General features: G+C 70.4%; 11 protein-coding genes and 1 tRNA gene. 7 read left to right on the top strand and 5 right to left on the bottom strand.

Annotated elements, in window-relative coordinates; translation table 11 throughout:
* Positions 1-165 precede the first annotated feature (165 nt).
* Both E0504_RS50820 and E0504_RS40195 read right to left on the bottom strand, forming a co-directional pair.
* Positions 166-227 (bottom strand) — tRNA-Phe (locus E0504_RS50820).
* A gap of 79 nt (positions 228-306) precedes the next feature.
* The gene (locus E0504_RS40195; RefSeq protein WP_131626953.1) at positions 307-558 is read right to left on the bottom strand and encodes a hypothetical protein; all 252 of its coding nucleotides are present in this window, start codon (positions 556-558) and stop codon (positions 307-309) included.
* A 161-nt stretch (positions 559-719) separates the two neighbouring features.
* Here E0504_RS40195 and E0504_RS51555 point away from each other — a divergent pair, with 161 nt between their 5' ends.
* From E0504_RS51555 to E0504_RS40175, 3 genes are all read left to right on the top strand, one after another.
* Positions 720-986 (top strand): hypothetical protein, encoded by a 267-nt coding sequence (locus E0504_RS51555; RefSeq protein WP_131626952.1) that lies wholly within the window; start codon positions 720-722, stop codon positions 984-986.
* A 4-nt stretch (positions 987-990) separates the two neighbouring features.
* A complete protein-coding gene (locus E0504_RS40185) occupies positions 991-1866 on the top strand; it encodes a hypothetical protein (RefSeq protein ID WP_131626951.1) in 876 nt (291 codons plus the stop codon).
* Positions 1867-3200: 1334 nt separating this feature from the next.
* A complete protein-coding gene (locus tag E0504_RS40175; RefSeq protein WP_131626950.1) occupies positions 3201-5933 on the top strand; it encodes a tetratricopeptide repeat protein in 2733 nt (910 codons plus the stop codon).
* 65 nt (positions 5934-5998) lie between these two features.
* Here E0504_RS40175 and E0504_RS40170 read toward each other — a convergent pair whose 3' ends face one another.
* A complete protein-coding gene (locus E0504_RS40170; RefSeq protein WP_165938763.1) occupies positions 5999-6886 on the bottom strand; it encodes a serine/threonine-protein kinase in 888 nt (295 codons plus the stop codon).
* A gap of 175 nt (positions 6887-7061) precedes the next feature.
* On the opposite strand from E0504_RS40170, the gene E0504_RS40165 reads away from it, so the two are divergent.
* Genes E0504_RS40165 through E0504_RS40150 form a run of 4 tightly spaced genes read left to right on the top strand, consistent with a single transcriptional unit; the run spans position 7062 to position 15784 of the window.
* Positions 7062-8549: a PD-(D/E)XK nuclease family protein gene (locus E0504_RS40165; protein WP_207974663.1), complete on the top strand. Its 1488-nt coding sequence runs from the start codon at positions 7062-7064 to the stop codon at positions 8547-8549.
* 44 nt (positions 8550-8593) lie between these two features.
* Entirely contained in the window at positions 8594-9625 is a 1032-nt protein-coding gene (locus tag E0504_RS40160) for a hypothetical protein (protein WP_306769316.1), read from the top strand.
* Positions 9618-13085: a hypothetical protein gene (locus tag E0504_RS40155; RefSeq protein ID WP_131626946.1), complete on the top strand. Its 3468-nt coding sequence runs from the start codon at positions 9618-9620 to the stop codon at positions 13083-13085. The genes E0504_RS40160 and E0504_RS40155 overlap by 8 nt, the downstream gene beginning before the upstream one ends.
* Positions 13073-15784 (top strand): pPIWI_RE module domain-containing protein, encoded by a 2712-nt coding sequence (locus tag E0504_RS40150; RefSeq protein ID WP_165938762.1) that lies wholly within the window; start codon positions 13073-13075, stop codon positions 15782-15784. Before E0504_RS40155 ends, E0504_RS40150 begins: the two co-directional genes overlap by 13 nt.
* 876 nt (positions 15785-16660) lie before the next feature.
* On the opposite strand, the gene E0504_RS40140 is transcribed toward E0504_RS40150, so the two are convergent.
* Both E0504_RS40140 and E0504_RS40135 read right to left on the bottom strand, forming a co-directional pair.
* On the bottom strand, positions 16661-23692 hold the full coding sequence (locus tag E0504_RS40140) for a type I polyketide synthase (RefSeq protein ID WP_131626944.1): 7032 nt from the start codon (positions 23690-23692) through the stop codon (positions 16661-16663).
* 34 nt (positions 23693-23726) lie between these two features.
* Positions 23727-25346: a PfaD family polyunsaturated fatty acid/polyketide biosynthesis protein gene (locus E0504_RS40135; protein WP_112106813.1), complete on the bottom strand. Its 1620-nt coding sequence runs from the start codon at positions 25344-25346 to the stop codon at positions 23727-23729.
* Between the last annotated feature and the right edge of the window lie 2 nt (positions 25347-25348).

Below are 25348 nucleotides of genomic sequence, written 5' to 3'. Positions count from 1 at the left end.
GACCTCCCACCCGGAAAGCGGATGGTCAATTCCACCGTTCTCGCAGGTCAACCGGGGTCCGAGACAGACCGTCACTGGGATCCTGCGGCTCCGTTGCCACACCCGTTGCCATATAACGATCAAGAAGTGATCGAAAAATCCCGCTATTTCCGCAGGTCAAAACGGTGGGCAGGGGCGGGGTCGAACCGCCAACCTTCCGCTTTTCAGGCCGAACTGACCGTCATTCCAACGTCTGCGGACATACGTTTTCGGCCGTGGAAGGCCGCTGACGTGTGTGCCGGTTCGCCGACGTTGCTACACCCGTTGCTACACCTCGATGAGGCCGCGAACGGGCCGTTCCCAACAGCCGGCAGCGCTTTCGCGCACGCCAGGTGCAGCGACCAAGTGGTCCACTTGATGGAGGATCAGCTCCGCGGCGCTGTCGAGCATCAGCAGCGCGAGTCGTAGATGCGCCTCGTCGCCCATCGGACCAAGACGCATCGCCTCGTCAACGTGGACGACGAGGCGCTCCAACCGCTGTATGTCTGCCAGTTTGCAGCGGATCACAGGTGGGAGCACCCAGTTTCCTGGCCTCTTCGACGGCCCACTCGTACGCCTGCCAGGTAAGCGGCGGCAAGGCGTCCGCCGCGATTGATCGTCACTTCCTGTAGATCACGGCCGCCCGGTCCGCGTCTGGCTGAGGCGCTACCCGCATGTGACGGCGACTATCTTGAGGTCTCGTGACGAGCACCGCCCAATCTCACGCCGCGCTGGCCGAGTGGATCGGGAATAACCCCCAGGTCGACGAACCCGGCGTGCCCGTCAGCGGCTGTCGCCGGCCCGACCAGTTCCAACGCCGGAGCGGTATCCCGTCCTCCCGGGATCTCGCCTTCGAGCGGCTCACCCCGACTGGCATGGCGATCATCGCCGCCGCCCGCCAGGCGCCCTGTCCAAAAGCAGTTGACCTCATCGACCGAGGTGGACCCATCGATCTGCCTATATCGTGAGTATGTGACCCGATCTGTACCGGAAAAGACGCTGGAACACTGGGCGAGCCAGTACATCACATACCGGTACAGATCGAAGGCCGCCCTCTGGTGGCCCGCGAGGGGGGAGGACATCCAGTTCGGTCGGCTACCGTCAAGAGCCGGCAAGATCGTACAGATCGAGCTGAAGACCACTGAAGTCGTCCGTCGCGGCGTCCACGAGGTGGAGGTCGACCTCGGACAGCTCTGGGAGTATCAGCGTCTACCGCTGGGAAAGCAACCGTTCTACGCCTTCCCCCGGCCGGGTGCCGATTGGCCCGGAGATCTCGGCGAGGCTGCCGCCATGGCAGGCCTTGCCGTCTCCGAACTCGGATACAGCAGGAGTAAGGAATTGTGGTTCGCCAACTGGATGGTCGTGATGACCACCGAGCAGGTGGCTAACGTTCTGAGTAAGGAGCTTGCACTGCACGGTTCGGAGAAACGAGGTGAGCGGCGGCCGCTGGTACGTTTCGCCGGCACATCCGAACCGAGATGGGGACGTGAAGCAGCCGATCCGGAGGTGATCCGCTGGCGAAACTTCTGGTCGACTCTCGACCGGTGCGGTCGGGATCACTGGCCGCAGTTGATTCGCCTGCCCGCCGTCGTCCTTGACATCCGCGACGGTCGGGAGCTTTTCGGCGGTCGAGAGCTCTACACTCGCCAGCAACTCAGGGGGCTTCTGGACGGCGCGGCAGGAACGCAGGGAGATGTCGGGCCCCTGGTGATTCTCGAACCCAATCCTGACGGTCACTACCGGCGTTCGGATTTCTTGAATAGCAACTCTGTCAGAGTAGGTGTAGCTCCCAACAGAGGAGATACTGAGCAAAACGACCATCGTGCGGTTGTTTCGCTTGATGTTTGAATCTCCGCGACGCATCATTGACGTGATGTCGATATCGCCGGTATTTGCTGCTTCCTCGCGGCGGCTACGGGTTGAACAGCACCCCGATGGGGTGGATTTTCCAGGGTCTAATTACCGTCTTCTTCGGGCCATCCAGGAACCGGTTCATGAAGCCGCGGGAGTCGAGTCGTCGCTCCATGGTTCCAGCCCCTGCTCGTCGTAGTGGCCGTGGCGGATCTCGCGGGAACACCCGCACGATGTCGATCAGGGCAACAAGGTTAAGGATCCACCGGAAAAGCCCGGCGCCTCCGCGGCCGGAACCCATCCCACACAAGCAGCGCCGCCAGCCCGCGGCCCTGATCGCCGAGGAGCGGGCCCGGGTGTTGGAGGTGCTGCACTCGGAGCGGTTCGTGGATGCCTCCCCGGACCAGGTCTGGGCGTCGCTGCTGGACGAGGGGATCCATCTGGCGTCTCCCGCACGATGCACCGGATTCTCGCCGAGCGCGGCGAGACCGGGGAACGCCGCCGCCAGGCCACCATCCCGCCCACGGCAAACCCGAACTCGTCGCCGAACAACCGAACACCGTCTGGTCGTGGGACATCACGAAACTCCGCGCCGTGCCCGCCAGGGCCAATCCGGTCGCATCCCGGTCGGGCGAGCCGTCCCCAGAGCCCTCGTTCCGTTACACCTCCGGACGTGACGCGGCAGCCGGTGCTTCCGCCACCCGCCGACTCGTCGCGCAACTCCGCAGCGGAACCCATAGCCAGATCGAAGAGAACTCCGGGCCAGTCAACAGCGGGCTACCTATGGTGACCTGACTGGAATCGCCGGATGCGAGTATGCTCCCCGCGGCACGGCGGGGAGCATACTCTGCGTTTGCAATTAGCTGCCGAGCACCGGCTCCTAGCCGAGGCCTGCTACGCCGTATGCCTGAGTGGCGACGGGCGTCGAGCGGCGCTAGCCACTAGACGACCACTAGACGCGTCCCTTCGCGGGGACCGGCCGGTCCTGCACAGGGCGTTCGCGGGTGGGCTGGGCCGGGGAAATCGGCTGCGTCTCCGTGGTCCTGCGGCCTCCGCGCTTCCGGTGCGGAGGGAACGTGGTGGTCTTGCGACGCCTCGACATCAGCTACTCCCCGTAATCGAACTATCTCGAAAATTACTGGCTGTGTTTAGAGCCTTCTCAAGCTGCGCCAAGAAGGCGACCAACCGGGACATCGCAGAGTCTAGCCACGTGGTCAGCGCGGGTTCGCACGCGAACGTGAGCGAAACGTGAGCCGCCCTCTGGACGCGAATGGCAGGATTGTGTTGGCCGGCCGAGGCGGGCCAGATCCACTGGCTACCGAAGGGGGAAGATGAGATTCCGCGTGCTGGGGGAGTTCAGCGTCTATCGGGACGACGAGCCAGTCGAGATCGAGTCGGTACAGGTCCGGGCGCTGCTCGCCGTGCTGCTACTGGCCCCGAATCAGCGTGGGTCACACGCGTACGTGGCCAGCCGCCTCTGGCCGCAGCGTCAATGGAATTCGGAAAACATCAGATTCTGCTGTTCGAAGCTACGCAAGATCCTGCCCGGCGTCATGCCGGACCGTAACAAGAGGAGCCTGTGCGAGATCAAGATAGCTCGGAACAGTGTGGACTATCTTCGCTTCGTCGACGGGTTGTCGGCGGCACGAGAGCAGTCCGGGAGAACGCGAGTCGAGAGTCTGCGCGCGGCTCTGGATGAATGGGGGGACGGCCTCCTCGAGGATTTTCCGGGCATTGACCTGAGCGTCGAGAAGGCAAGGCTGACCAAGGAGCTAAAAGAGGCATACCTTGAGTACCTCCGTTCGATGTTCGATGTCTGCGACCTCGATGAAGTCCTTCGGGAGGCCCGCCGGGCCGAAATGCGCTGGCCGGGGGACGACGAACTGTTCGAGACTGTCTGCCGCGGCTTGGGCGGGCGGGGTGAGACACGGCTCGCCGGGATCTTCTACGAGCGGTGGGAGCGGGAGCACGGCCAGCGGAGCGACGAGCTGCTGTCGATCTGCCAACGGGGGATCGACGAGCGCGGTCTCTTTGAGGTGCCCGCCGCCGGATCCGGCCGACGGCTCCTTCCCCGGCAGCTGCCGGCACACCACCCGCGCATCGTCGGCCGAGAGGCGCAGCTGGCGGAACTGTCCGAGATCCTGCTTGCGCCAGGAACGGGTACCGCGCGGCTGGCAGTACTCACCGGAATGCCCGGCGTGGGGAAGACGCAGCTGGCCCTGTCCTGCGCGACGTCTCTGAAGGACGCCTTCCCAGACGGGGTTCTCTATGCCGACCTCAACGGCTTCGGGTCGGTCGGGCCGGAGAACCCGGAGCAGACCCTGGCACGTTTCCTCGGCGATCTCGGGGTACGTCCCGCGACGCCGACCCTGGACGGGATGATCGCGACGTATCGCTCCAGCGTCGCCGACCGTGCGATCTTGGTCGTTCTGGACAACGCGCGGGACGCGAACCACGTCCGCCCGCTGTTGCCCGGCGCCGGGACATGCGCCGCGATCGTCATCAGCCGAGGCCGCCTAGACAGCCTCGAGGCACATGAGGGAGCGCGGGTCATGACTGTCGGTCCGCTCACGCCGAGTGCTGCCACGGCCTTTCTGGCAGCCGACCTCGACAAGCGGCAGGCACGGCCGGGTGGTCCCTATCTCAACGAGATCGCTGAGGTGTGCGGCGGGCTGCCGCTGGCACTGACCATCGTCGCGGCAAGGGCTCGGGCCCGCCCACCCGAGCCGAGCTATCTGGGCGTGCTTCTTCGCGAGCTGCGTTCCAAGACGGCACGCCTGAACTCTCTTCAGCACCGCGACATCCTCAGCGTCCGAGCGGCTTTCGGAATGTCCTATGAGGTGCTGTCGCCGGGGGCGAAGCGAATGTTCCAGCGCTTGGCGATACATCCGGGACCAACGATCAGCCAGGACGCTGTGGAGGTGCTTGCCGATGACCGGGTCGAGGTGACGAGAGGCGTCATCGAAGAGCTCCTCGCCGCGCATCTCCTGCAGGAACCCGAGTTTGGCCGGTTCGCTTATCACGACCTCATCCGCGATTACGCAACCGAGCTCGCGGAGGAGATGGACCCGGCGGAACGGATGCGCACCGTCGAGCTCGCGTTCGGTTATCTCCTGCGCTGGACCCGGGCCTGTGACCGGGTTCTCGACCCGGAGCGCACCGCTGTCGGCGGCCGGCCGACGGCCGCCGACAGCGGCGACGGTTCAGGCCCCACCACCCTTGCCGAGGCCATGGAGTGGTTGGACGACGAGTACTCCACCGTCACGGCTGCCGTCCTGCAGGCGAAGGACATGGACGACCACCACTACACCTGGCAGCTGTCCATGGCTCTGGTCACCTACCAGTGGCGTCGCGGCCGGTACACCGACGCCGAGCGGTATCTCGGATACTCCGCCAGCGCGGCTGAGAAAGTGGCCGGACCGACGGAGCAGGCGATGGTCAACCGGATGATCGCGGGTTCGCGGCGTGGGCTGGGGAAGATCGAGAAAGCCAAGGGAAATCTCCATCGCGCGGTCATGCTGAGCGAACTGGCGGGCGACGCTCTCGGTGTCGCCCGCGCCCGGCACGGCCTTGCCGTGCTCCACCACGACAGCGGCAAGCCCCAGGCAGCGATAGAGCTATTCGAGCAGGCTCTGGCGGGATTCCAGAACACAGGCAATGTCGTCGGCGAGGCCGGTGCCCGCAACGGGTTGGGATGCGCCCGCCACGACCTCGGTGACTACGACGGGGCGCTGCGCCACTGTGGCGAGGCCGTGCAGCTCTTCGAGGCAACCTCGGACCTCAACGGAACCGCGAACGCGCTGGCCAGCCTCGGCAAGGCCCATGCGGCGAAGGGTGAGCACGCGCTGGCCATCACAAACCTGGGAAACGCGGCGGACCGGTATCGGAGCCTGACCTACAGATCACGGGAGGCCAGAACTCTCGTCGATCTTGGCGAGCTCCTGGTCGGGACCGGCCGAATCGGAGAGGCACGGGATGCCTACCTGCGCGCCGAGCAGCTGCTGCGCGAGCTCGATGACCCCACCGCGGACGAGGCCGCCGCCCGCCTTGCGGACCTTGGATGAACCGATTCGGCCCGGTGAATCGCTCGGCGCCCAGCAGGGGCGGCAGGGCGCCGTGCCTCACGCTCTCAGCTGATTGGCGCACGCTCGCGGTACCACCGGGCCGGATCAGGCCTGGGAGCCTTTGGGTTGGGCGGCGAACCGGCGGCGGGCAGCAGTGGATGCAGCGCCTCGCGCACCTCGCGCACCGTCGCCGGCCGGTCCGCGGGGTCCCAGGAGATCATCGACAGGCCGACGGCACGCAGGCGGGGATCAATGGTCGTGAGCCGATCGGGGTCGAACGGCTCCACCCGCCGGTCCGGCCGGCCGCCCGACTCGGCGTACGGCGGCAGCATGACGCTCATCCTGAACAGCAGTGCTCCCAGCGCATAGATGTCAGCCCTGGTCGTCAGCGGCTGTCCCTCATACTGCTCGGGTGGGGCATAACCGGCTGTTCCAGTCGGATCCTCAATCTCCTCATCGGCCGGGACGGCGGTGCCAAAGTCCAGAAGCCACACAGCACCCTCGGGCTCTACCATCACATTCTCGAGCTTGATGTCACGATGCACGATCCTCCTTTCATGTACCGGCTCCAGGATCTCGCAGAGCTGGCAGATGACGGCGGTGACCGTTTCACGGCCGGCGGGCCTGCACTGTCGCATCAAGCCCTCAAGCGTGACCCCGTCGATCAGCTGCATGACCACATAGCTCCGGCCGGCATGCGTACCTGATGTATAGAACTCTGGTATTCCACGCAGCCCGGACAGCGAAAGTCCGCGCTGAAATTCATTTCCGATGTCCGCGGCGGATTGGCTGTACCAGGTCGTGTTCTCGAAGGTGCGAGAGCCTTGCATCTTCACGGCCACCGGCCGCTCGAGGTCCAAGTCCCGCGCCGAGTAGGTCTCGCCACTCATGCCGTCGCCCAGAATTCCGTCGACGATGAAGCGGCCACCGATCTTTGTTCCGACTCGAATCAAGTTCTCTCCCCGTTCAGGTCCTCGACCCGTACCTCGACATGTCGCGACGTTTAGAAAGTGAGCTGGTATGGCAGCGTGGCGTCCACCCGAAGGGGTGGCTGGAGATTCCGAGGTCATCAAAGTATCCGTAGGCATGCTGGGGCCGGCGCGGTACCGGTGTCCGGCGCGGGATGCCATGTCCGCTCGCCGGAACCTCTCGCCAACGGTAGCGGCCCCCCGCAAGCGGGAGGTTCTGGAACAGTTCACCAACGGGCCGTTCATGGCGGCGATGGACCTGATCGAGCATGCGGACCGCTCGGTGCAGGACGCGCTGTGCGAGCTTGACGCCCGGGTGGCATGTAACACCGCCCGGCCCTTTCACGACGGGCTCCGGCAGTGGACGGCGCACGCCCTCGCCATGTACGGCCAGGCGTTCTCCGACGACGGGGGCCAGCCCATGCTCGCGGTGCGGCGACGCTGGACCTACCGCAGCCGCCTGGCCGCCCCGGACAAGCGCGGCGCGACCACCTATGAGATCACCGTGTGGGGCCGGTGCTACAGGTCCGCCGACGGGGCCACCCGCGAGCTGCGCTTGGTCGCCAATCACCTGCGTGGCCGAGCGCGAACGGATACCGAGGTCGCGGTGGCCGCGTTCGTCCTCGCCGCGGGCGGTCCAGGACCAGTCCCCCAGCGGGTCCGGGTCGTGCGCTGCGGCCTGCTCGAAGGACGGGCGGAGACGCTGTTCGACGGGACCAGGGAGGCCGCGGTCGAGCTGTACCGCCACCACGGCCAGGAGGCCCTGGGTGACCTCGTCGAAGGCCAGGAGTTCCGACCGGGGTCGGCCTGCGCGGACTGCTCGTATGCCCCGGTCTGCCCGGCGCTACCCAGGCAGCCCGGTCTCCTCGGCCTCGACGACCGAAGCCGCCCACGCCGGACCTGGTCGGCGACCAATGGCCGCGCCTATCGCGCTTGCCCGGCCCGAGAACACCTGCGGCGCCACCACCTGCCCGTGGACCTCACGGTCGAACGCTCGGCGGCAGCGGAGCGTGGCCGTGCCGTGCACAGCTACCTGGAGCGCCGCCATGAGGCGCGGCCGCACACACCCTGCGTTCCCCACATACCAGGGAACTGGACGGCCGACCAGTACAAGCTGCCCATGGCGGACCGGGACCTCGGCGCCCGGCTCCTGCGTCACCACGCCGAGGTGTGTCCGTTACGGCAGACGCACGGTGACGACGACCTTCAGGTCGAGCCCGACCTCGTCTTCGACGATCCCGCCGCGGATGTGGTCGTGCTCGCCAAGCCCGACCTGCTCTATCGCGACCACGGGGTGTGGGTGTGGCGGGAGACCAAGACGTCGGCCCGCGACCGCAGTTGGTCCAGCGACCCGCTGACCGACTACCCGCAGCTGGCTTTGGCCGTGGAGCTGGTCGGCCGGGGCGCGCTCGGCGGCGGGCGAGGGCGCGTCGAGCTGGAGGTCCTCCGGCCCAGCGGAGTCGATCTCATGACGTTCGACCCGTTCACGGCAGGCACCCGGGCCGCGGCACGGCAGGTGCTTGCGCGGCAGCTGCAACGCTGGCATACCGACGACGAGTTCGCCGCGTCCCCCGGGGTGGAATGCGGGAGCTGTGAGGTCGCGCGCTGGTGTTCCGCCCGCGTGCCCATCGCCGGGAATGTCGCGTGACCGCGGACGGCACCGCTCGTCCAGACGACGTCGAGCTGTTTCGCATGCTCGCTCGTGCCATGATCGAGCTGGCGGCGGCTGACCGGCTGGAGTCCTTCGCGCTGCCCTATCCGAGCGGCGTGCAGCGCGCGTTGGACCAGGTCGTGCTGCGCTGTCTGAACCAGGGAGAAGCACCTCCGTCAGGCGTGCCAGACCTTGTCCGATGGTGTACGAAGCGAGTCTGCGCGGACTGGCCTTTCGGCCTGCCGGCAGGATTCGTCGGTCTCGGCGCGTCGCTGGTCGACGCGCGGGCGCGGATGACCACGCGGATGTGTGCCGAGGTTGCCTCGGACGGGCCCGCTGGCGTCGTGGAGCAACACGCCCTCGCGCTGCTGGCCAACCTGGAGACCGCGGTGCCCTCCTTGACGTTCTTCGAGACCTGCCGGGAATTCCTCATCCAGCGGGTTCTCGTGACGAGCGCGGCGGCCATCAGAATGCGAGCGACGGATCCGGCCGCAGCGTTGGCCTGGCGCCGAGTTCGTCACCTGTACGGCCCGATCCCGCAGGTATACGTCGAAGACGGCGAGTTCTTCGTCTGCCCGATCTGCCGGCTTCCCGCGCGGCGGCTGGGACAGGGCGACGTCTGGTGTGAGGGCGAACTCTGCCCACGCGACGTAGCCCTGGAGCGTCACCCCGCCGCTGGTGCCCAGCTCCTGATCCCGTCATTGCGGCGCTTTCTGGCGCTGCCCGGCCGGACGGAACGGGACGTGCGCGCGCGGCTGGGGCAGCTGGGCGCCGACACCGCCCTGCTGGAAGGCACGCAGGGCTCGCTACAGCTCCGCCTCCCGGGCGGTCGGCTGTGGACGCTGCGGGTGCATGACCGCGTCGAGCCCGCGCTCCTGGCCGCACGCGTCAGTGCGGGGCCCACGTCCCTGGCGGTCGTGCCCGAGTACGTCACGCGGGCGCGCTCTGACTACCGGAACGCCTTCGAGCAGGCGCTTCCCCCTGGACTCCAGGTATCCCTCGTGACCGACGTGGAGCTGATCGCCATGGCGAGCGGTGCCGCCGCCTGGCCGGAAAGGAAACACGATGCGTAGCACCTCAGCGGTGCTCAGGCACCTGACCGACCTCCTCGGCGCCTCGACGACACTGACGAACACACAGATCAAGCTGCTGTGCGACGTCGAGATCGGCCTGTACCTACAGGCCAGGCTGATGCCGAGCGCGAACGCGGGCGAGGCCTGGGCGCTGTTCAGCGGGTACCCATTCGCACGGGCGCGGGGCGCCGTGACCGGCGACGCGGACGAACTCATGACGCGGGTCGCCCGCCACACGCTGTGGACACTACGTCGACGCACCACCTGGCGCGATGCTCTGGAGACCTACCAGCAGTTCGATCGCGTGGCGCGGGCCTTCGATGTGCCCGATCCCGACCACCCCGCGCTCCGGCGCGACCTCTCGATGGCGCCGTGGCGATGGGACAACTACGACCGGCTGTTGCGGCAGGCGCCGCCGTTCGAGGGGAAGCCACTGCCCACCGCGGCCGCAGGGACGCACGGCTTTCCCGTCGGGCGTACCTTCACCACCGTCCGGCTGCCGGACACGTCCGGGCTCCCGGCCCCGACCGGTTATGACCTGGATCTCCACCCCGCCGGCGGTGGGGCGGCGCTGACATTCACCTGGGCGAGTCTGCTGGACACCGCGGCGATGATGGACAAACGCGACGCCGACCGGGGTGACGGGAAGACCCAGGACTGGGTCGGGCGGCTGAAGCGCATCCAGCTGTTCACCAGCGTCGGCGACGGTTTCGCCCGCGCGGAGGAGTTCACGGTCGCGCGAGTCCAACACCTTCTCGGCATCGTCGGGGCCGGCAAGAGCACGCTGCGCGACGTGATGACGGTCCAACTGGCCGGCAAGCGGGAGCGACGTGTGACGGTCGTGGTGGGGGACGTCGCCGAGATCCTCAAACTGGTCCAGCTCTACAACAGCTACATCGACGGTGCTGCCGCCCCGATTCTGGGCATCTCCAGCCGGCAGCAGCATGCGCAACGGCTGCACCGCAGGCTGGCCGGCCGGCGAAACCACAACCTGCTCGCCCACGACGACCCCGGCTTCCGGTACCTGAGCACGTGCTGCGCCCTCAACGCGCTGCGTCCTGACGACGAGGATGTTCCGGACTTCTCCGATGCGCCGTGTGACCGGCTGCGTCTCCCGTACCGGGGATCCGGCCCACGCGACGGCCAGCCCGGGGATGAGCCACGGTGGAGCGAACGGCGCCGAGGCTGCCCGTACTGGTCCGCGTGCCCGCGGCATCAGGGAGCCCGGGACCTGGTGGAGGCTCGCATCTGGGTCGCCAGCCCGGCGAGCCTCGTCGACAGCCGTGTCCCGTGGTCGCAGAACGGCGAGCGGGTTCGCTATCTGGAACTGGTGTGCCGACGCAGCGATCTGATCATCATCGACGAGGCGGACCGGGTCCAGCTGGCGCTGGACGACATGTTCGCACCGGCGGTCACGCTCGTCGGCGGAGCCGGTGGCACCTCGCTGCTTGACGAGGTCAATACGCGCAAGATCCGTGAGCTGGTTCGCGGCGAGCGCACCCAGCTGTCCGATCGCGACGTCGAGAACTGGACGGCAGCGATCAATACCGCCACCGCTGCGACCGACCGCCTGTACGCGATGCTGGTCAGCGACCATCAGCTGCGGCAATGGGTGAAGACCGGGCACTTCAACGCCTGGGCCCTCCAGCTCCGCCTGATCGAGAAACGCTACCCGGCCAGGACCAGCGATCTGGCCGAAGACGTCGATCCTGCGGCCGCCGCGGCACGACACGCGCTGACCGACCGGCTCGACGAATTTCGGGACAACCCCTTCGGCGACCGCCCGGGAAACCGCGTCGACGACCTGGTCGGCCTCCTCCTCGAGCTGCTGCACACCAACCGGCAGAGGCGCACCCGAGCCCGCCTCCTGGCCATGGTGACGCAGCTGTTCGACCTGGCCCCCGAGCTGGAGCAGCGCCGGCAGGAGCACGCCAAGACGGCGACAGCCGGTAAAGGAGCGAAAGGGCGATGTCGGCCGCAGGACCCGGACGAATGGCTGGCCGAACGCGCGCGCCAGTTCGAGTTCATGCTTCTCCTCGCCGCGCTCGAGCCAACGTTGTCCCTCATGAACACGATGTGGCCGAGGGTCGAGGCCGCGCTCAACCTCGGGTTCAACGAGATGTACCAGCGTCCGCCCGACTACGGCCCGGTGGTACCGGAGGCCCCGATGGGCAACGTACTCGGATTTCAGTTCATCGTCCGCGGCCACGACAACGGCGGCGTTCACAGCGGTGAGCTCAGATACTTCAGGTGCAGCGGAGTGGGCCGGGAGCTTCTCCGGGCGATGCCCGGCCTGGCCGAGGTGGACGGGCACCCGAACACCAACGTCCTGTTGATGTCGGGCAGCAGCTGGGCAGGCTTGTCCAGCCGCTACCACCTGGCGTTTCCGGTCGGCGTCATCATCGAGCCGCCGTCTGAAGAGATAGCTCGTATCGCCGAGAAAAGTGACATGCGGGTGGAGTTCGTCAGGACCGGCAGCCAGCCGGCGCAGGTGTCCGGAGCCGGGGACGATCGGCGCGCGTCGATTCTGCGGGAGATCGCGGTAGGGCTGGGCGGGTCACGGGACGAGCAGCCGAGCCTGCTGGAGGAGGAGCTTCTGGCGCTACCCCAGGAGAGACGCCACATCCTGCTGTTGGTCGGTAGCTACGAGGAAGCGGCTCTCGTCGCTGACACCCTCTATGAACTGAGCGACCGTTGGAAACGCGGCGTCACCCGCCTGATATCGGATGACGACGGCGTCGAGGCGCTGTCGGACCCGGAGGATGCGCAGCGCGCGGCGGTCCTGCGCCGCGGCGATGTCGACCGGCTCGCGCAGACACCGTCGCAGGTGCTGGTGGCGCCGCTGCTGGCCGTCGAGCGTGGGCACAACATCCTCGACGTGGACCGGAAGGTGGCCGCCATCGGGTCGGTCTACTTCCTCGTCCGACCAAATCCGCACCCCGACGATCTCGGGCTGGCCGTCCACGCGATCAACGACTGGATCGTCCGGGCGATCGACGGCGGGGAGTTCGACATCTGGGTGCGCGACGCCCCCAGTCTGGACGCCGGCGCGCGCGAGGTACGACGTCAGGCACGGTCCCAGTGGTACAGGCTGCTGGAGCGCAGCACCGCCTGGAGCCGGCTCGGCGCCGACCGCGACACCGTGACCTGGGACATCCTCGTGCTGGTCTGGCAGGTCATCGGCAGGCTGCTGCGCGGCGGGGTACCGGCGCGGGTGATCTTCGTCGACGCGGCTTTCGCCCCGCGCCTGGCGGCCGGAGCAGCGGACCAGGACACACCTGAGACGTCCCTGCTGCACAGCATGCGCCACGTCCTGCGGCCCTACTTCTCCACCGATACCGACACCGACGTGCCCGCCCACGATCGTCACATCGTTCAGGCGATGTACAAGCCCCTGTGGGACGCGCTTGACCGATGCCTTCACCAGGCTGCTGCGAGGGAGTCCACGTGTACCCGTTGATCCGGCCGACCGCCTATGAACCCGATCCCGCCGCCGGTCCCTGGGTCGAGGACTATCAGGTCCTCACCTTCGCCGCAGCGTGGCGGACCGAACTCACGGAGATTTATCAGGCTGGCCGGCCGAACCGTGACGCGCCCGCGAACCTTCCTGTCAGGAAGCTCAACGAGCTCCTGCGCGCGGCAGCTCCCGGGGTCGTCGCTACCGGCCGCGGCGCGGCTTCTGACGAGAGCGTGCCCTGGGTTTATGCCCGGGAGGGAACGCCGCTGGATGTCCTCACCCCGCTGGTCACCTCGTGGGCGATGACCCTACGGCCGGAGCCTGAACACGACGAGGCGATGGCGCGGGTGCTGACGTCTGTGCACGAAGCCATCCCGGAGTGGACCGTCGAGGCGGTGGATCTGACCACGTCGGAGGTTTCCGCCGGCGGAACCGCACGGCCGTCGCCACGGCTCTACGCCCTCCTCCCCGAGGTCATCGCGGCTCGCCTCGCCGCGCGCCCCTTCCACTCCGACGGGCTCGGACGGAAGATCGACTTCCGTGTCGTCGTCGGCAACCAGTCCGCCGAGCTGGTCTCCTGGCCACCTTTCGCCTACAAACGGTCCGGCCGGTCCTGGTTCTACTCCGCGGTCGTCACCATCGCCCTGCGCACGGTTCCTTTCGCACCGAACTTCCGCCTCCATTTCACGACCGGAATCCGGCGTTGGGCAACCGGCACGCCCGTCTTCCTTCCGCAGGGACGGCAGGCAACCGTGCTCTTCAAGGCCGAGCTGCCCTGGATGCAGGATGTCGGCGCATCGACGCCGCGGCTGATCGCCAACACGATGGCGTTCAGCTCTCGCCTTGGCCAGGTCGACTGGCGCGGGCGCGCCTCGATCGACGTGCTGTCCGAACTCGACATCGTCCAGACCTATCCCCGGGCAGCGGAGGTGCGGGAGGCGCCGCTGCGCTGGATTCATGGTCAGGGCCGGATCAGCGCCGGGATCATCCACAGCACGGCGATGGGCACACACGCGGTCGGCCCCGGTCTCATGCCGGCGGAGCGAGCCCGGCTTGATGCCTGGGTCGAGGAGGGCTTGCGGCCGCTGTTTCGGCCAGTACCCGCTCTGACGCGGGGATTCAACGGCAACAAGCCGGCGCTGCTGCCGCGCGGCCTCGCCGGGAACGCGCCGAAGGAGAACGCGCGCAAGCAGCAGGAGACCCAGGCACGTCGAGAGGCACTGCTCGCCAGCCTCGATGGTCAACCGTTGGATGTCGACATCGCCTGGCAGTACCCAGAAACCCGGGACGGACTGATCAACAGTCTGCGCGACCTGCTGGGCTTGCCCGCGGATGTCGTCACCGAGGGCCCCGCGCAGCACTGGCAGGTCGGCGAGCTGCGGGTTCACCTCCGGACAGCGGAGCTCGGGGCGATCGGCTCGGCTCTTGAGATCTCACGTCGTGACAAGCAGTCCCGTGCCACCGCGCTGGGCGAGGCGATTCGGGCTCGCCGCTCCGCGGTGGCCACCCGCTTCGACGCACTGACAGGACGGGTCGGCCTCGCAATCGTCGAGCTGGCCGGCGAGGGCCGATTCAGCAGCGAGCCTGACTCGGACCCGAAGTTCGCGCTGCGCCTCGGTCTCGCCGACACGGCTCGGCTCACTCAGTTCATCCAGATACCGGACGACACAGCGGTCGGGATCAACACCCGGGCGAGATCGGCATGGCTCGACGGGTTCCGCCAGCTCGGAGCGATCACCATTCCCCAACACCGAATTGGTGACGCTCTCCCCGGCGATCTCCAGTACCTGGCTATCTGGGTGGTGCGTCGCCGTGCCGACGGGCCGACCAGGCGTTCCAGGAACCAGCTGATCGCCCTTCGCGTTCGTCCAGGCGACATCGCACACCCAGTGCGTGGATGGCACGACACCCGCAAGGAATGGGTACCCTACCCTGAGCTGCTGCTCGACCTCGGACGGGACGCCGACCTGGTCACAGGACCTTTCGAGGCATCGGCGGATTGCAGCGACGTTGTCGGCACTCGACCCACGGTCACCGCATATGACCGCGAAGAAACCGAGCGGCTCGTCAGATCCGTGCTCTATCAGGCCCGCGATCGGCCCACGTTGCTGCTCGCGAACGCCGGAAATCTGCGCCGCTCTTGGCCGTGGCTCAGAAACGACTCGCTGGTCCGTGACATGCTCGGTTTTGGTGGGACGGACGTTCAACGACTCACTGTCTACGGACCTGATCTGCGGTTCGTGTTGACCCGCGACAGCAACGGCCGTGACGAGGTGCCGCAGTGGTACGCACCCGGCGACGACCGGGTCGGTTTCGCCGCCGGGCTGTGGGCAGCGCCAGGTCGAGACACGGACAACCGCGTGTTCGTAAGCACGGCGGACTCGTCGAGCAGCGCGAAGACCATCAAACGCGGCCTGCTGAAGCTGGGCCCGCATCCGGACTGGCCGACTGGGCCAGCGAAGACCGCCTGGAACCCCCGGTACTTGGAGCTGACTGTCGTCGGCTGTCTGTCCGAGAAGGCGCTTGCGGACGCCGGGCGAGACGATGTCCGCCCGGACCAGCCCGCGGCGTGGGCCGCGTTGGCTCACCAGCTGCGCTTCCACGACGATCACGAGCCGCTCTCTCGGCCGTTGCCCCTGCATCTGGCAAAGCTGGCTGAGGAATACGTGCTCCCCACTGAGTCGGTCGCGCGCGACGGGTAGAACGCGCCGTACCGTGATGCCGCGTGATGCCGCGACATGATCAGCTGCGGAAGCCCCGCATTACCTGGTTTCGTAGGCCGCTCGACATCAGGCGGTCGTGGCGCCTCTCGGCCGGCGTACCGCGCTGGCCGAGAGGCGCATCGTCGACGCCGCCAGCAAGGCGTACGCCGCCGCCACCAGTAGTTGCCTGGTTATCCGCTCCGACGGCGGTCACCTCAGTCGACTACGGTGCCCGCCCGGTCGCCAGGACCCCGCGAGATCAGCGATGGCGCGGATTGGGACCGTCCGCCGCTGCAACGGATGGTCGCCCGCCACGGTGCCGCTCATCGGTCCAGGTCAGATGCGTGCGCTGGCTCCGCAACCGCGAGTCCGCGCCCTGCGCTGTAGCGACGGGTGTAGCAACGACCTGAAATATCGCGGCGGACAGTCAGGTTTGAGCATTTATGCAGGTCAGAGGGGTTACGCGGTAAAGGTCCACCGTCTCGCGTTGCTACACCCGTTGCTACATAACGATCTTCAAGGTGCTCAACGGAGAGACAAAACCCCAGGCCAGAGGCGGTGGGCAGGGGCGGGGTCGAACCGCCGACCTTCCGCTTTTCAGGCGGCCGGTCGTGCGGGTGGCCGGCGCGCGCCGCAGCGGGACAGCCAGTACAGGCCCGCCACGAGCGGCTCACGGCGACGACGGCAACATCGGCCAGCCGCCGATCCGCCGGACCTTGCCACCTCCCAAGGAACGACGGACCAACTACGTGCTCAAGCCCACGCCGAAGCAAGTTGCGACACCAGCGCATGGAGTGGCTGCGACACTCGCATCGGCTCGGTGGGCACGCCGGCCCGGGGCCTGTGCTGGCGCGGGATCCGGGCCGGCGTCGGGGGTCAGCGTGAGCGGGACATGCGGTCGGGGCGCAGGACCAGCTCGACGCCGAGCAGCTCGATGCGCGGGGCGCCGTCGCCGTCGAGGACCGCGACGTCGCAGTGGGTGTGGACGCCATCGATCCCGCGGGCGTGCACCACCCCGCGCGCCGGCTCGCACAGCAGGCCGGGCCGGTGGATCCGGCACTCGCGCACGGCGATGGGAATGGCGCCGCCGAGCGCCCGCCACGCCCAGAGGCCGGCGAGCTGCATCCCGCCGTCGAGCGCGGCGACGTCGAAGTACCAGCCGTCGCCGCCCCATGCCAGCTCGTCGACGCCGACCACGGTCCCCTCCGCGCCGTCGGGCGACATCCCCATCAGCCAGGTGATCGCGTGGAAACGCGGGCCGTGGAAGAGCGCGCCCTGGCCGTAGATGCGGTCGCGGTGGCGCGCCGACTCCTCGGGGTGGTCCACCAGGCCGGCGGGCGTCGGCCACCGCTCGCCGGACGTCGGCGGCGACCGGTCGGGCCCGAACCTCGCCGAGTAGTGCGGGACGCCGCCCTCGCCGTCCACTCGGAGCAGGGTTTCCCCCGGCTGGCGGCCGGGCGCCGCGACGACGGCGAACCGGTGGCCGCCGCGGGCCAGCTCGGGCAGTGCGATCTTGCGCAGGACCCGCAGGTCCCGCAGTGTCACGCCGCCGGCGGCGGCGGGACTCAGCGCGAGCGCGCCGCGGGCCAGCCAGTCGAGCGCCATCGCCAGCGGGAGGACGGCCGTGCCGGCCGGGCTGTGGTCGACGAGCCAGGGCTGCGCGCCGGCGTGCACCGCGAGCTCGCCGAGGACGCCTGCGGCCGGGCCCCGCCCGGCCCCGCCGATCACGCTCGCGTCACAGCTGGCGATCATGACGCGAGTCGACCCGGCGGCCGTGGCGGGAGCGCCGTCCGGTGCGCCCGTCAGCTCGTCGGCGAACGCCTGTGCCCCGCGGGGCAACGGGATCGGCGGGATGCCGCGCCGGGTGAACGCCTCGGCGAGCAGGGAGCCGACCATGCCGCCGGCCCACGGTCCCCAGGCGATCGACCGCACCAGGCAGTCGGGATAAGCCGCCTGGTACGCCGAGGCCACGTGGTCGAGGGTCGCGTTGGCCATCGCGTAGTCGCTCTGGCCCGGGTTGCCGAACCAGCCGGCGACCGAGGTGAACAGGCAGAGCAGCCGCAGCGGGTCGCCGGCGAGCTCCGAGAGCAGGACGCGCAGCCCACCGACCTTGGTGTCGAAGACCCGGGCGAAGTCGTCGTCCGTCTTGTCTGCGATCAGCCTGTCCGCGAGCGCCCCGGCACCATGGACGAGCCCGTGCACGGGCCCCCACTCGCGCCGCACCTCGTCGAACGCGGCCGCGACGGCACGCTCGTCGCGGACATCCAGGCAGTGGTAGCGGACGGGCGCGCCGATCTCGGCCAGCGCCGCGAGCGTGGCCCGGACCTCCCGGACCGCGAGGATCTCGCGGGCCCGCGCCCGCAGCCGCGCCGGGCCGCCCGCGGTGCCCGACACCCGGGCCAGCTCGCGGACGAGTGCCCGTTCGTCGCGCGCCCCCGCCAGCCCCGGCGGCTCGTCGGCCAGCGCCGTCCGGCCCAGCAGAACGAACCTGGGCCGGTGCCGGCGCGCCAGTTCGACGACGCCGGCAGCCGTCACCCCCCGGGCCCCACCGGTCACGGCGATCACCGTCTCCGGGCCGATCTCCAGCTCCGTGTGCGCGACGTCCGCGGGCCGCGACGCGGTGGCCGATCCGGTCCGCGGGCCGGCCCGGCCGGCCGGCCGGGCCGCGTCCGCGTCCGCGGGGAGCATGACCGGTACCAGGCGCGTCCCGTCGCCGCGCAGTGCCACGACGGGCGTGTCGCCGCCGCGGAGCAGTTCGGCGACGACGACGGCGGCGACCGCCGCCGGCGACCGCCCCGCACGCTCGCAGTCGAGGGCCTTCACCGCGACCGAGGGCCACTCCGCGGCCGCGGTGGTGGCGAGCGCGGCCAGGCCGCCCAGCCACGCCCGCTCGCCACACGCCCCGCCGAGCCCGAGATCACCGCCGGTGTCCTGCACTGTGACGAACACGGCCGCGCCCCGGCCGCCCGGGTTGGCGTCCTCGGTGAGGCCGGAGCCCGCGACGGCGCGGGCCCAGTTGAAGGCGTCCCGCTGGACCTCAAGCATGGCGCCGGTGGGAGATCCGTCGGTGGCGGCGGTGTCCGGGCCGGCCAGACCGCCGAGCAGGACCACGCCGCCGCGGTCGCGGGTGAGAACGGCCGTGGGCCGCCTGCCGACCGCGAGCTCCGCGGCGACGCCCGCGTGGGTGAGCTCGTCCACCAGGGCCGCGCCGACCCCGCTGCCGCCGTCGACGACCGTCAGTGGACGCCCGCGCAGCCCGCGCATGGCCAGGCCGGGTGCCGACGTCTTCTCGAGGCCGGCGACGAACCTGCTCAGGCGAAAGGGGGCACCACCGGCCGTCCCGGGGGCGGCGGTGGCCAGCTTGGGGCCGGCGCCAGATGAGTCCGGGCCCGCGCCGGGCGAGCCGGGATCGGCGCCCGGCGAGGCGGGGCCGGTGCCGGGTGACTCCGGGTCGGCGCCGGGTGTGTCGCCGCCGCCCGGTGAGCCCAGGCGCTGCCGGATCAGCTCCACGACCTCGCCGAGGGTGCGCAGCGAGGCGAGTTCGGCGATCGCGTCGGTCTCGCTGACGTCGACCGCGACGTCGCCGACCTGCTGACGCAGCGCGGAGAGGATCTCGACCTTCTTGAGCGAGTCGATGCCGAGATCGCCCTCGAGCTCCATGTCGATGTTGAGGACTTCCTTCGGGTAGCCCGTGCGCTCCGAGACCACGTCGAACAGGAGGTCCGTCACCTCCTCCGGGGTCATCCCGGCCGACGCCGGCCCGCTCGCGGGTTCCGGCTCGGATCCACCAGCCGGCACGCTCCCGCCGGCCGGCGCGGCCCCGGCGGTCGGTCCAGGCGCGGGCCCGGTAGGCGGCGCGGGCGGGGTGGCAGGTACCGGCTCCGCTGCAGGCGCCGACCCGGCGGCGGTCGGGACCGGCGGTGCGGCCGTGGCCCAGGCCCCTGTCGCCGCCGGCGGCGGCGTGGCCGGTGCTGGCGGTGGGGGCGGTGCCGTGACGGCGGAGGCGGCGGCCGTGGCCGGGCCGCGCGGTGCGGCAGTGGGCGGTGCGACAGCGGCCGGTGCGACAGCGTGCGGCGCGGACGACTCGGCTGGTCCGAAGCTCACGCCGTCCACGACCCGCGGGCGGCTGCCGGGGCCGTCAGCGGCGGGTGCGCCGGTGAGCCAGGAGCACACCGCGCCTGTCATGCGCAGGAACTCCAGGTGCGCCTCGGTCATGAGCTGCTGGTAGGCGGTGTGGGCCGCGGCGGTCTGCCGGTGGGTCTGCTCTACCGCTCCCGGCCACCCGGCGGCCAGCCGAAGCGGGGCCGGCTCGGCCGGATCGGCCGACCAGGCCGGCACCGGAGCCACCGACCCCGGCTCCGGTGCCGGACCCAGCGCCGAACCCGGCGCCGGTGCCGACCCCGATGCCGGATCGGGGAAGGGGGCCGAGGTCATCACGCCGGGGGTGTCGCCGTCGGGTGGCGCCATGGCCTCGACGACATCCGCTCCCCCGCCCGCCGCGGTCCGGGCGGCGGTGTCCGCGCCGTTCGCCGCCTCGGGCCCGGCGCTGATCCCGGCCCCGGCGTCCGCCGCCGGGTACCCGCCCGTCGGCGCGGTCTCGGATGCCGGCCCGGTTCCGGTAGCCGGCCCGGTTCCGGTAGCCGACGAGTGTCCGGCAGCCGGTGAGGTTCCGCCAGCGGGCACGGTTCCGACAGCGGCCGACGCGGGCTCGATCGCCGGTGCCGGGGTGGTCGGAGCGGCGGAGGTCACGTGCCCGTTGGAACGGACGTTCGGGGGCTCGGTGCCGGGCTCGTTCCAGACGAAGCCGTTGGACGAGCGGGCGTCCCCGGACGTCTCCTGGACGGCCGGGGTGGCCAGCAGCTCGGGCGACGGGTAGTAGCGCCCGTAGTTCGATCCGTCGATCTTCACGGTCATCACCGGCTCCCGTCGCTCGGGTACGCCCCGGGCCGCCCAGAGGCGGTCGAGGTCGAGATCCAGGCCCAGGGCGGCCAGCCGTCCCAGCGCCGACATCAGCGTCGCGTCGCCGTCCTGGCCGCGGCGTTCCAGGCTGATCGCCGCGTGCTCCCGGCCGTCGAGGATCTGGTCGACCAGGCCGGTGAGCGTGCCGCCGGGGCCGACCTCGACGAAGGTCCGGACGCCGTCGGCGTACATGGCCTCGATCTGGTCGACGAACCGGACCGGGGTGGTGAGCTGGTCGACGATGCGCTCGCGGACGGCCCACGGGTCGCTCGGGTAGGGACGTCCATCGGCGCCGGCGTAGACGCCGAACCGGGGGGCCCGGATCTCGAGGTCGTCGACGAAGCGGCGCAGCGGGTCCCGCGCGCCGTCGAGCAGGGGGCTGTGGAAGCCGGCGGCCGTGTCGAGGCGGCGGGTGGTGATCCCGGTGGCCGCCAGCCGCCGGGCGGCGGCCACCACTCCGTCCGCCGTGCCGGAGAGGACGACCTGGCGCGGCGCGTTCAGATTGGTCATCCAGACGTCCCGGCCCAGCTCACCCTGGGCCGCCTCGCCGGCCCCGGCCCCGGGCTCGGGCTCGGGCTCGGGTGCGCCGAGGGCAGCTGTGACCTCGGCGGGCGTTGCCACAGCGGCGAGCATTCCGCCGGGTGCCGTGGCGGCGGCGTCGCGGACGAGCTCGCCCCGGCGGCGCGCGAGCGCGACCAGGGACGCGGCGTCCAGGACGCCGGCGGCGCACAGCGCGGCCAGCTCGCCGAAGCTGTGCCCGGCGGCTGCGCGGGGCCGCACGCCGACGTCGGTGAGGGCCGCGAGCAGGGCGAGCTCGTGCACCGCGAGTGCCGGCTGCGCCCATTCGGACGCGGTGAGCGCGTCGCGCTGGGCGGCCTGCTCCGCCTCGCTGAACACCGGCGGTGGGAACACCATGTCGGCGACAGTGCCTCCGACGGCAGCGCCCCCGGCGGCAGCGCCGTCACCGAGCCGCAGGACGCCGAAGCGGTCCCACACCTGGCGGGCGGCGGGATGGCGTAGTGCCAGGTCCCGGCCCATCCCGAGATACTGGCTGCCCTGCCCGGGGAAGAGGAACGCCAGCCGGTCGCCGGCATCGTCGGCGGGCCGGCCCGCGTCGACCTGGTAGTGGACGCCGACGGGGTTCGTGAACGACTCGTCCGGACGCCGCGCCACCAGGGCGGCCGCCTGGTCGAGCCGGGCCGCGAGCTGCCTGGTGCCGACGGCCGCGACGGCGAGCCGGACCGGCTGACCGGGGTCGAAGCGGTGCTGGCTGGCCCAGGCGAGCGCCGCCGTGCGGCCGGAGTCGAGGGACCGGTCGTCCTCGTCGGGCAGGTCGACCGCGCGCAGCGCGTCGAGGATCTCCTGCGCGTTGGCACCGCTGAACAGCACCAGCTCGCTGCCCGCCGCCACCGGTCCGGCCGCCTCGACGGGCCCGGCGCCGTTCAGCGCCGCACCGTTCGAGACGGACCCGGTCGCGACGGACCGCGTCAGTGCCCCGGCGGCCGGCGGCGAGCCGACCATCACCGGGGCCGGGGAGCGCGGGGCCTCCTCCAGCGCGATGTGGAAGTTGATCCCGCCGAACCCGAAGCTGGAGACCGAAGCCCGGCGCGGATGATCCGCGGGCTCGGCCCACGGACGTCCCACCGTGTTCAGGTAGAACGGGCTGGTCTCCAGGCCCAGGTCCGGATTCGGCTCGGTCACCTTGATCGTCGGGGGCAGGGCATGGTGGTGCAGCGCGAGGACCGCCTTGACCAGCCCGGCCGCGCCGGCCGCCGACTTGGTGTGCCCGACCTGCGACTTCACCGAGCCGAGCGCGCACCAGCGGTGGTCGTCGCGGCGGGCGTCCCCGAAGACCTCGGTCAGCGCGGTGACCTCCGTGCGGTCGCCGACGACGGTGCCCGTGCCGTGCGCCTCGAGGAGCTCGACGGTCGCGGGGCTGTAGCCGGCGTCGAGGTAGGCGGCGTGCAGCGCCCGGATCTGGCCGCCCGGTGTCGGTGCGTAGATCGCGGAGCCGTGGCCGTCCGAGGACGCGCCGATGCCCCTGATCACCGCGTAGATCCGGTCGCCGTCCCGCTCGGCGTCGGCGAGCCGCTTGAGCGCGACCATCGCCACGCCCTCGCCGAGCAGCGTGCCGTCGGCGTCCGCGGCGAAGGGACGGCAGTCCTGGGTGGGCGAGAGCGCGGGCGTCCGGCAGAAGCTGACGAAGGTGCACGGGTTGTTCAGGGCGTCGACGCCACCCGAGATGATCATGTCGGCGCGGCCGAGGGCGAGCTCGTTGACCGCGGCGGAGACGGCCGCGAGCGAACTGGCGCAGGCGGCGTCCACCGTGTAGTTCACGCCGTGCAGGTCGAGCCGGTTGGCGACCCGCCCGGCGACGATGTTGCCGAGGCCGCCGGGGAGCGTCGCCTCCTGCCAGCGCGGATAGTCCTTCATCATGTAGTCGCAGATGTGGTCCGCGTCCGGGTGGGAGAAGCCGAGGTCGCGCAGCGAGCGGTACCACATCGGCCGGCCGAGCCGGATGTAGATCTCGCTGAGGAGTTCGAGGTTGCCGCTGCCGAGGATGATCCCGAACCGGCCGCGGTCCGCCTGCTCGTAGCGGTCACCGAGAGCGTCGCGCAGCGTCTGGTCGGCCACCTTGAGCGCGAACAGCTGGGCGGTGTCGGTGGCGGGGATGATGCTCGGCGGGATGCCGAACTCGGTCGGGTCGAAGTCGACGAGCGGCAGGAAGGACCCGCGGCGCACGTAGGTCTTGTCGAGCACGGACGGATCGGGGTCGAAGTAGTCCTCGGGGAGCCAGTGGGAACGCGGGACGTCGGTGATCAGGTCCTCGCCGCGCAGGATCGAGTCCCAGAACCCGGGCGCGTCGGTCGAGCCCGGCATGATCGCGCCGACGCCGACGACGGCCACAGGCACCTGCGGCGACGTCCGCGCCGCGGTGGTGGTTGTCATGTCTGGTGTGCTCCTCTCGTCACGGGCGCGAGGCTCAGCTGGGCTCGGGCGCGAGGCGCCGCGGCGGGAACACCGGCTCGCCCACCGGCAGCCCGCAGGTGCGGAACTGGTGGGCCCGGGTCACCACCGCGGCGCCTTCCAGCAGGTTCAGCGCGATCTGCACGACCGTGCGGTTGGCGGGCTCGGCGAGGAAGCTGCCGGCGACCCAGCGGTTGAACGCCCCCATCGCCGGGCCGCACCAGATCTGGTAGTCGGTGCGCCGGCTGCCGTCCCCGGCCAGCGCCCACCGGCCCGAATTGCCCAGGTACCAGCGGAACACCAGCGCCATCCGGTGCTTGGGGTCGCGCCGCGCGCGGTCGACCTGGCCGGGGTCGCGGGTCTGCCAGTACTCGGCCGTGCGCCGCCAGACGTCGTCCAGCGCCATGCCGAAGACGTCCCGTTCGAGCTTCGCCCGCTCGGCGCCGACGATGTCGTCGAGGCCCGCGTGCCGGCGGTAGGCCTCGTAGAGGGTGCCCGCCCGGTTGGCGAACATGGTGCCCCGGTGCAGGACCTGCACCTTCGCCCCGAGCTCGAACATGTCGGCCGCGGGCGCCATCGCCACGTCGGCGATGTCCGCGCCGGCCAGCATCGCCTTGGCGTCGTCGGACTGCCCCGACTCGGCACTGAGCTGATTGACCGACCCGGTCAGCACGTAGGCGGCGCCGAGCGCGAACGCCCCCGCGACGCCCCGCGGCGTGCCCAGGCCACCGGCCGCGCCGATCCGGGGGGTGGTGCGCAGCCCGAACCGCTCGACCACCCTGTCCCGCGCGGCCTGCACCGCCGGCAGCAGCACGGCCAGCGGACGTCTGTCGGTGTGCCCGGCGCTGTCGGCTTCGACGGTGATGTCCTCGGCGACGGGCAGCCCGGCCGCGAGCTCGGCCTCCTCGGCGCTGAGCTGGCCGGCGTCCACCAGGACGCGCAGCAGCGGCGCGGGCGGCGGCGACATGAACAGCTCGGCGACCTCCGGGCGGGAGATCTTCGCGAAGACCCTCGTCCGGCGCACGACGCTGCCGTCGGGCGCGCGCCGCAGCCCGGCCGCCGCGCACCGCACCACCGCCGGGGTGAGGGTCATGAACGCCGACGCCGACACGCACGGGACGCCGTGACGCAGCAGCATCTCGGCGGTGCCGTTCTCCAGGCGTGCGTCGCCCGGCGAATGCAGCAGGTTGACACCCCAGTTGGGACGGCCGCCGAGCGCCCGGGCCAGGGTGGTCACCGCCTGCTCGACCCGGTCGGGGGGCAGGCCGCCGGAGCCGAAGAAGCCGAGCATGCCCGCCCGGGCCATGGCGATCACCAGGTCGGTGGTGGCGATGCCGGTCGCCATCTCGCCCGCGATGTAGGGGAAGCGGACCTGGTGCGCCTGGGTGAACGCCCGGTCACCGAGCCACTCCGGGTACACCGGCGGCAGCATCCCGACGACCGTGGACGTGGCCGGTCCCCCGCCGGCGACCTGGCCACCCAGCCCGGCGCCGAGCCCGCGGCCCGGCACCGACAGCACGTGCACGGGCTGCCGGATCTGGCGGGCGCAGGCGAGCAGCCCCGGTCGGTCGAACGCGGCCGGGTACGGGCCGGGGATCCAGACCAGCTCGGCCTCGGCCGGCGCGACCACGGTCATCG

The sequence above is a fragment of the Parafrankia sp. BMG5.11 genome, from assembly GCF_004337455.1.
The sequence above is the reverse complement of the archived record's forward strand: the minus strand, read 5'-3'. Positions and strand labels throughout refer to the sequence as shown.

Excerpts from the sequence above, each read along its gene's own strand:
- E0504_RS40140 (WP_131626944.1), bottom strand. The coding sequence starts at position 23,692 with ATGACAACCACCACCGCGGCGCGGACGTCGCCGCAGGTGCCTGTGGCC.
- E0504_RS40175 (WP_131626950.1), top strand. The coding sequence starts at position 3,201 with ATGAGATTCCGCGTGCTGGGGGAGTTCAGCGTCTATCGGGACGACGAG.
- E0504_RS40165 (WP_207974663.1), top strand. The coding sequence starts at position 7,062 with ATGTCCGCTCGCCGGAACCTCTCGCCAACGGTAGCGGCCCCCCGCAAG.
- E0504_RS40160 (WP_306769316.1), top strand. The coding sequence starts at position 8,594 with ATGCTCGCTCGTGCCATGATCGAGCTGGCGGCGGCTGACCGGCTGGAG.
- E0504_RS40155 (WP_131626946.1), top strand. The coding sequence starts at position 9,618 with ATGCGTAGCACCTCAGCGGTGCTCAGGCACCTGACCGACCTCCTCGGC.
- E0504_RS40135 (WP_112106813.1), bottom strand. The coding sequence starts at position 25,346 with ATGACCGTGGTCGCGCCGGCCGAGGCCGAGCTGGTCTGGATCCCCGGC.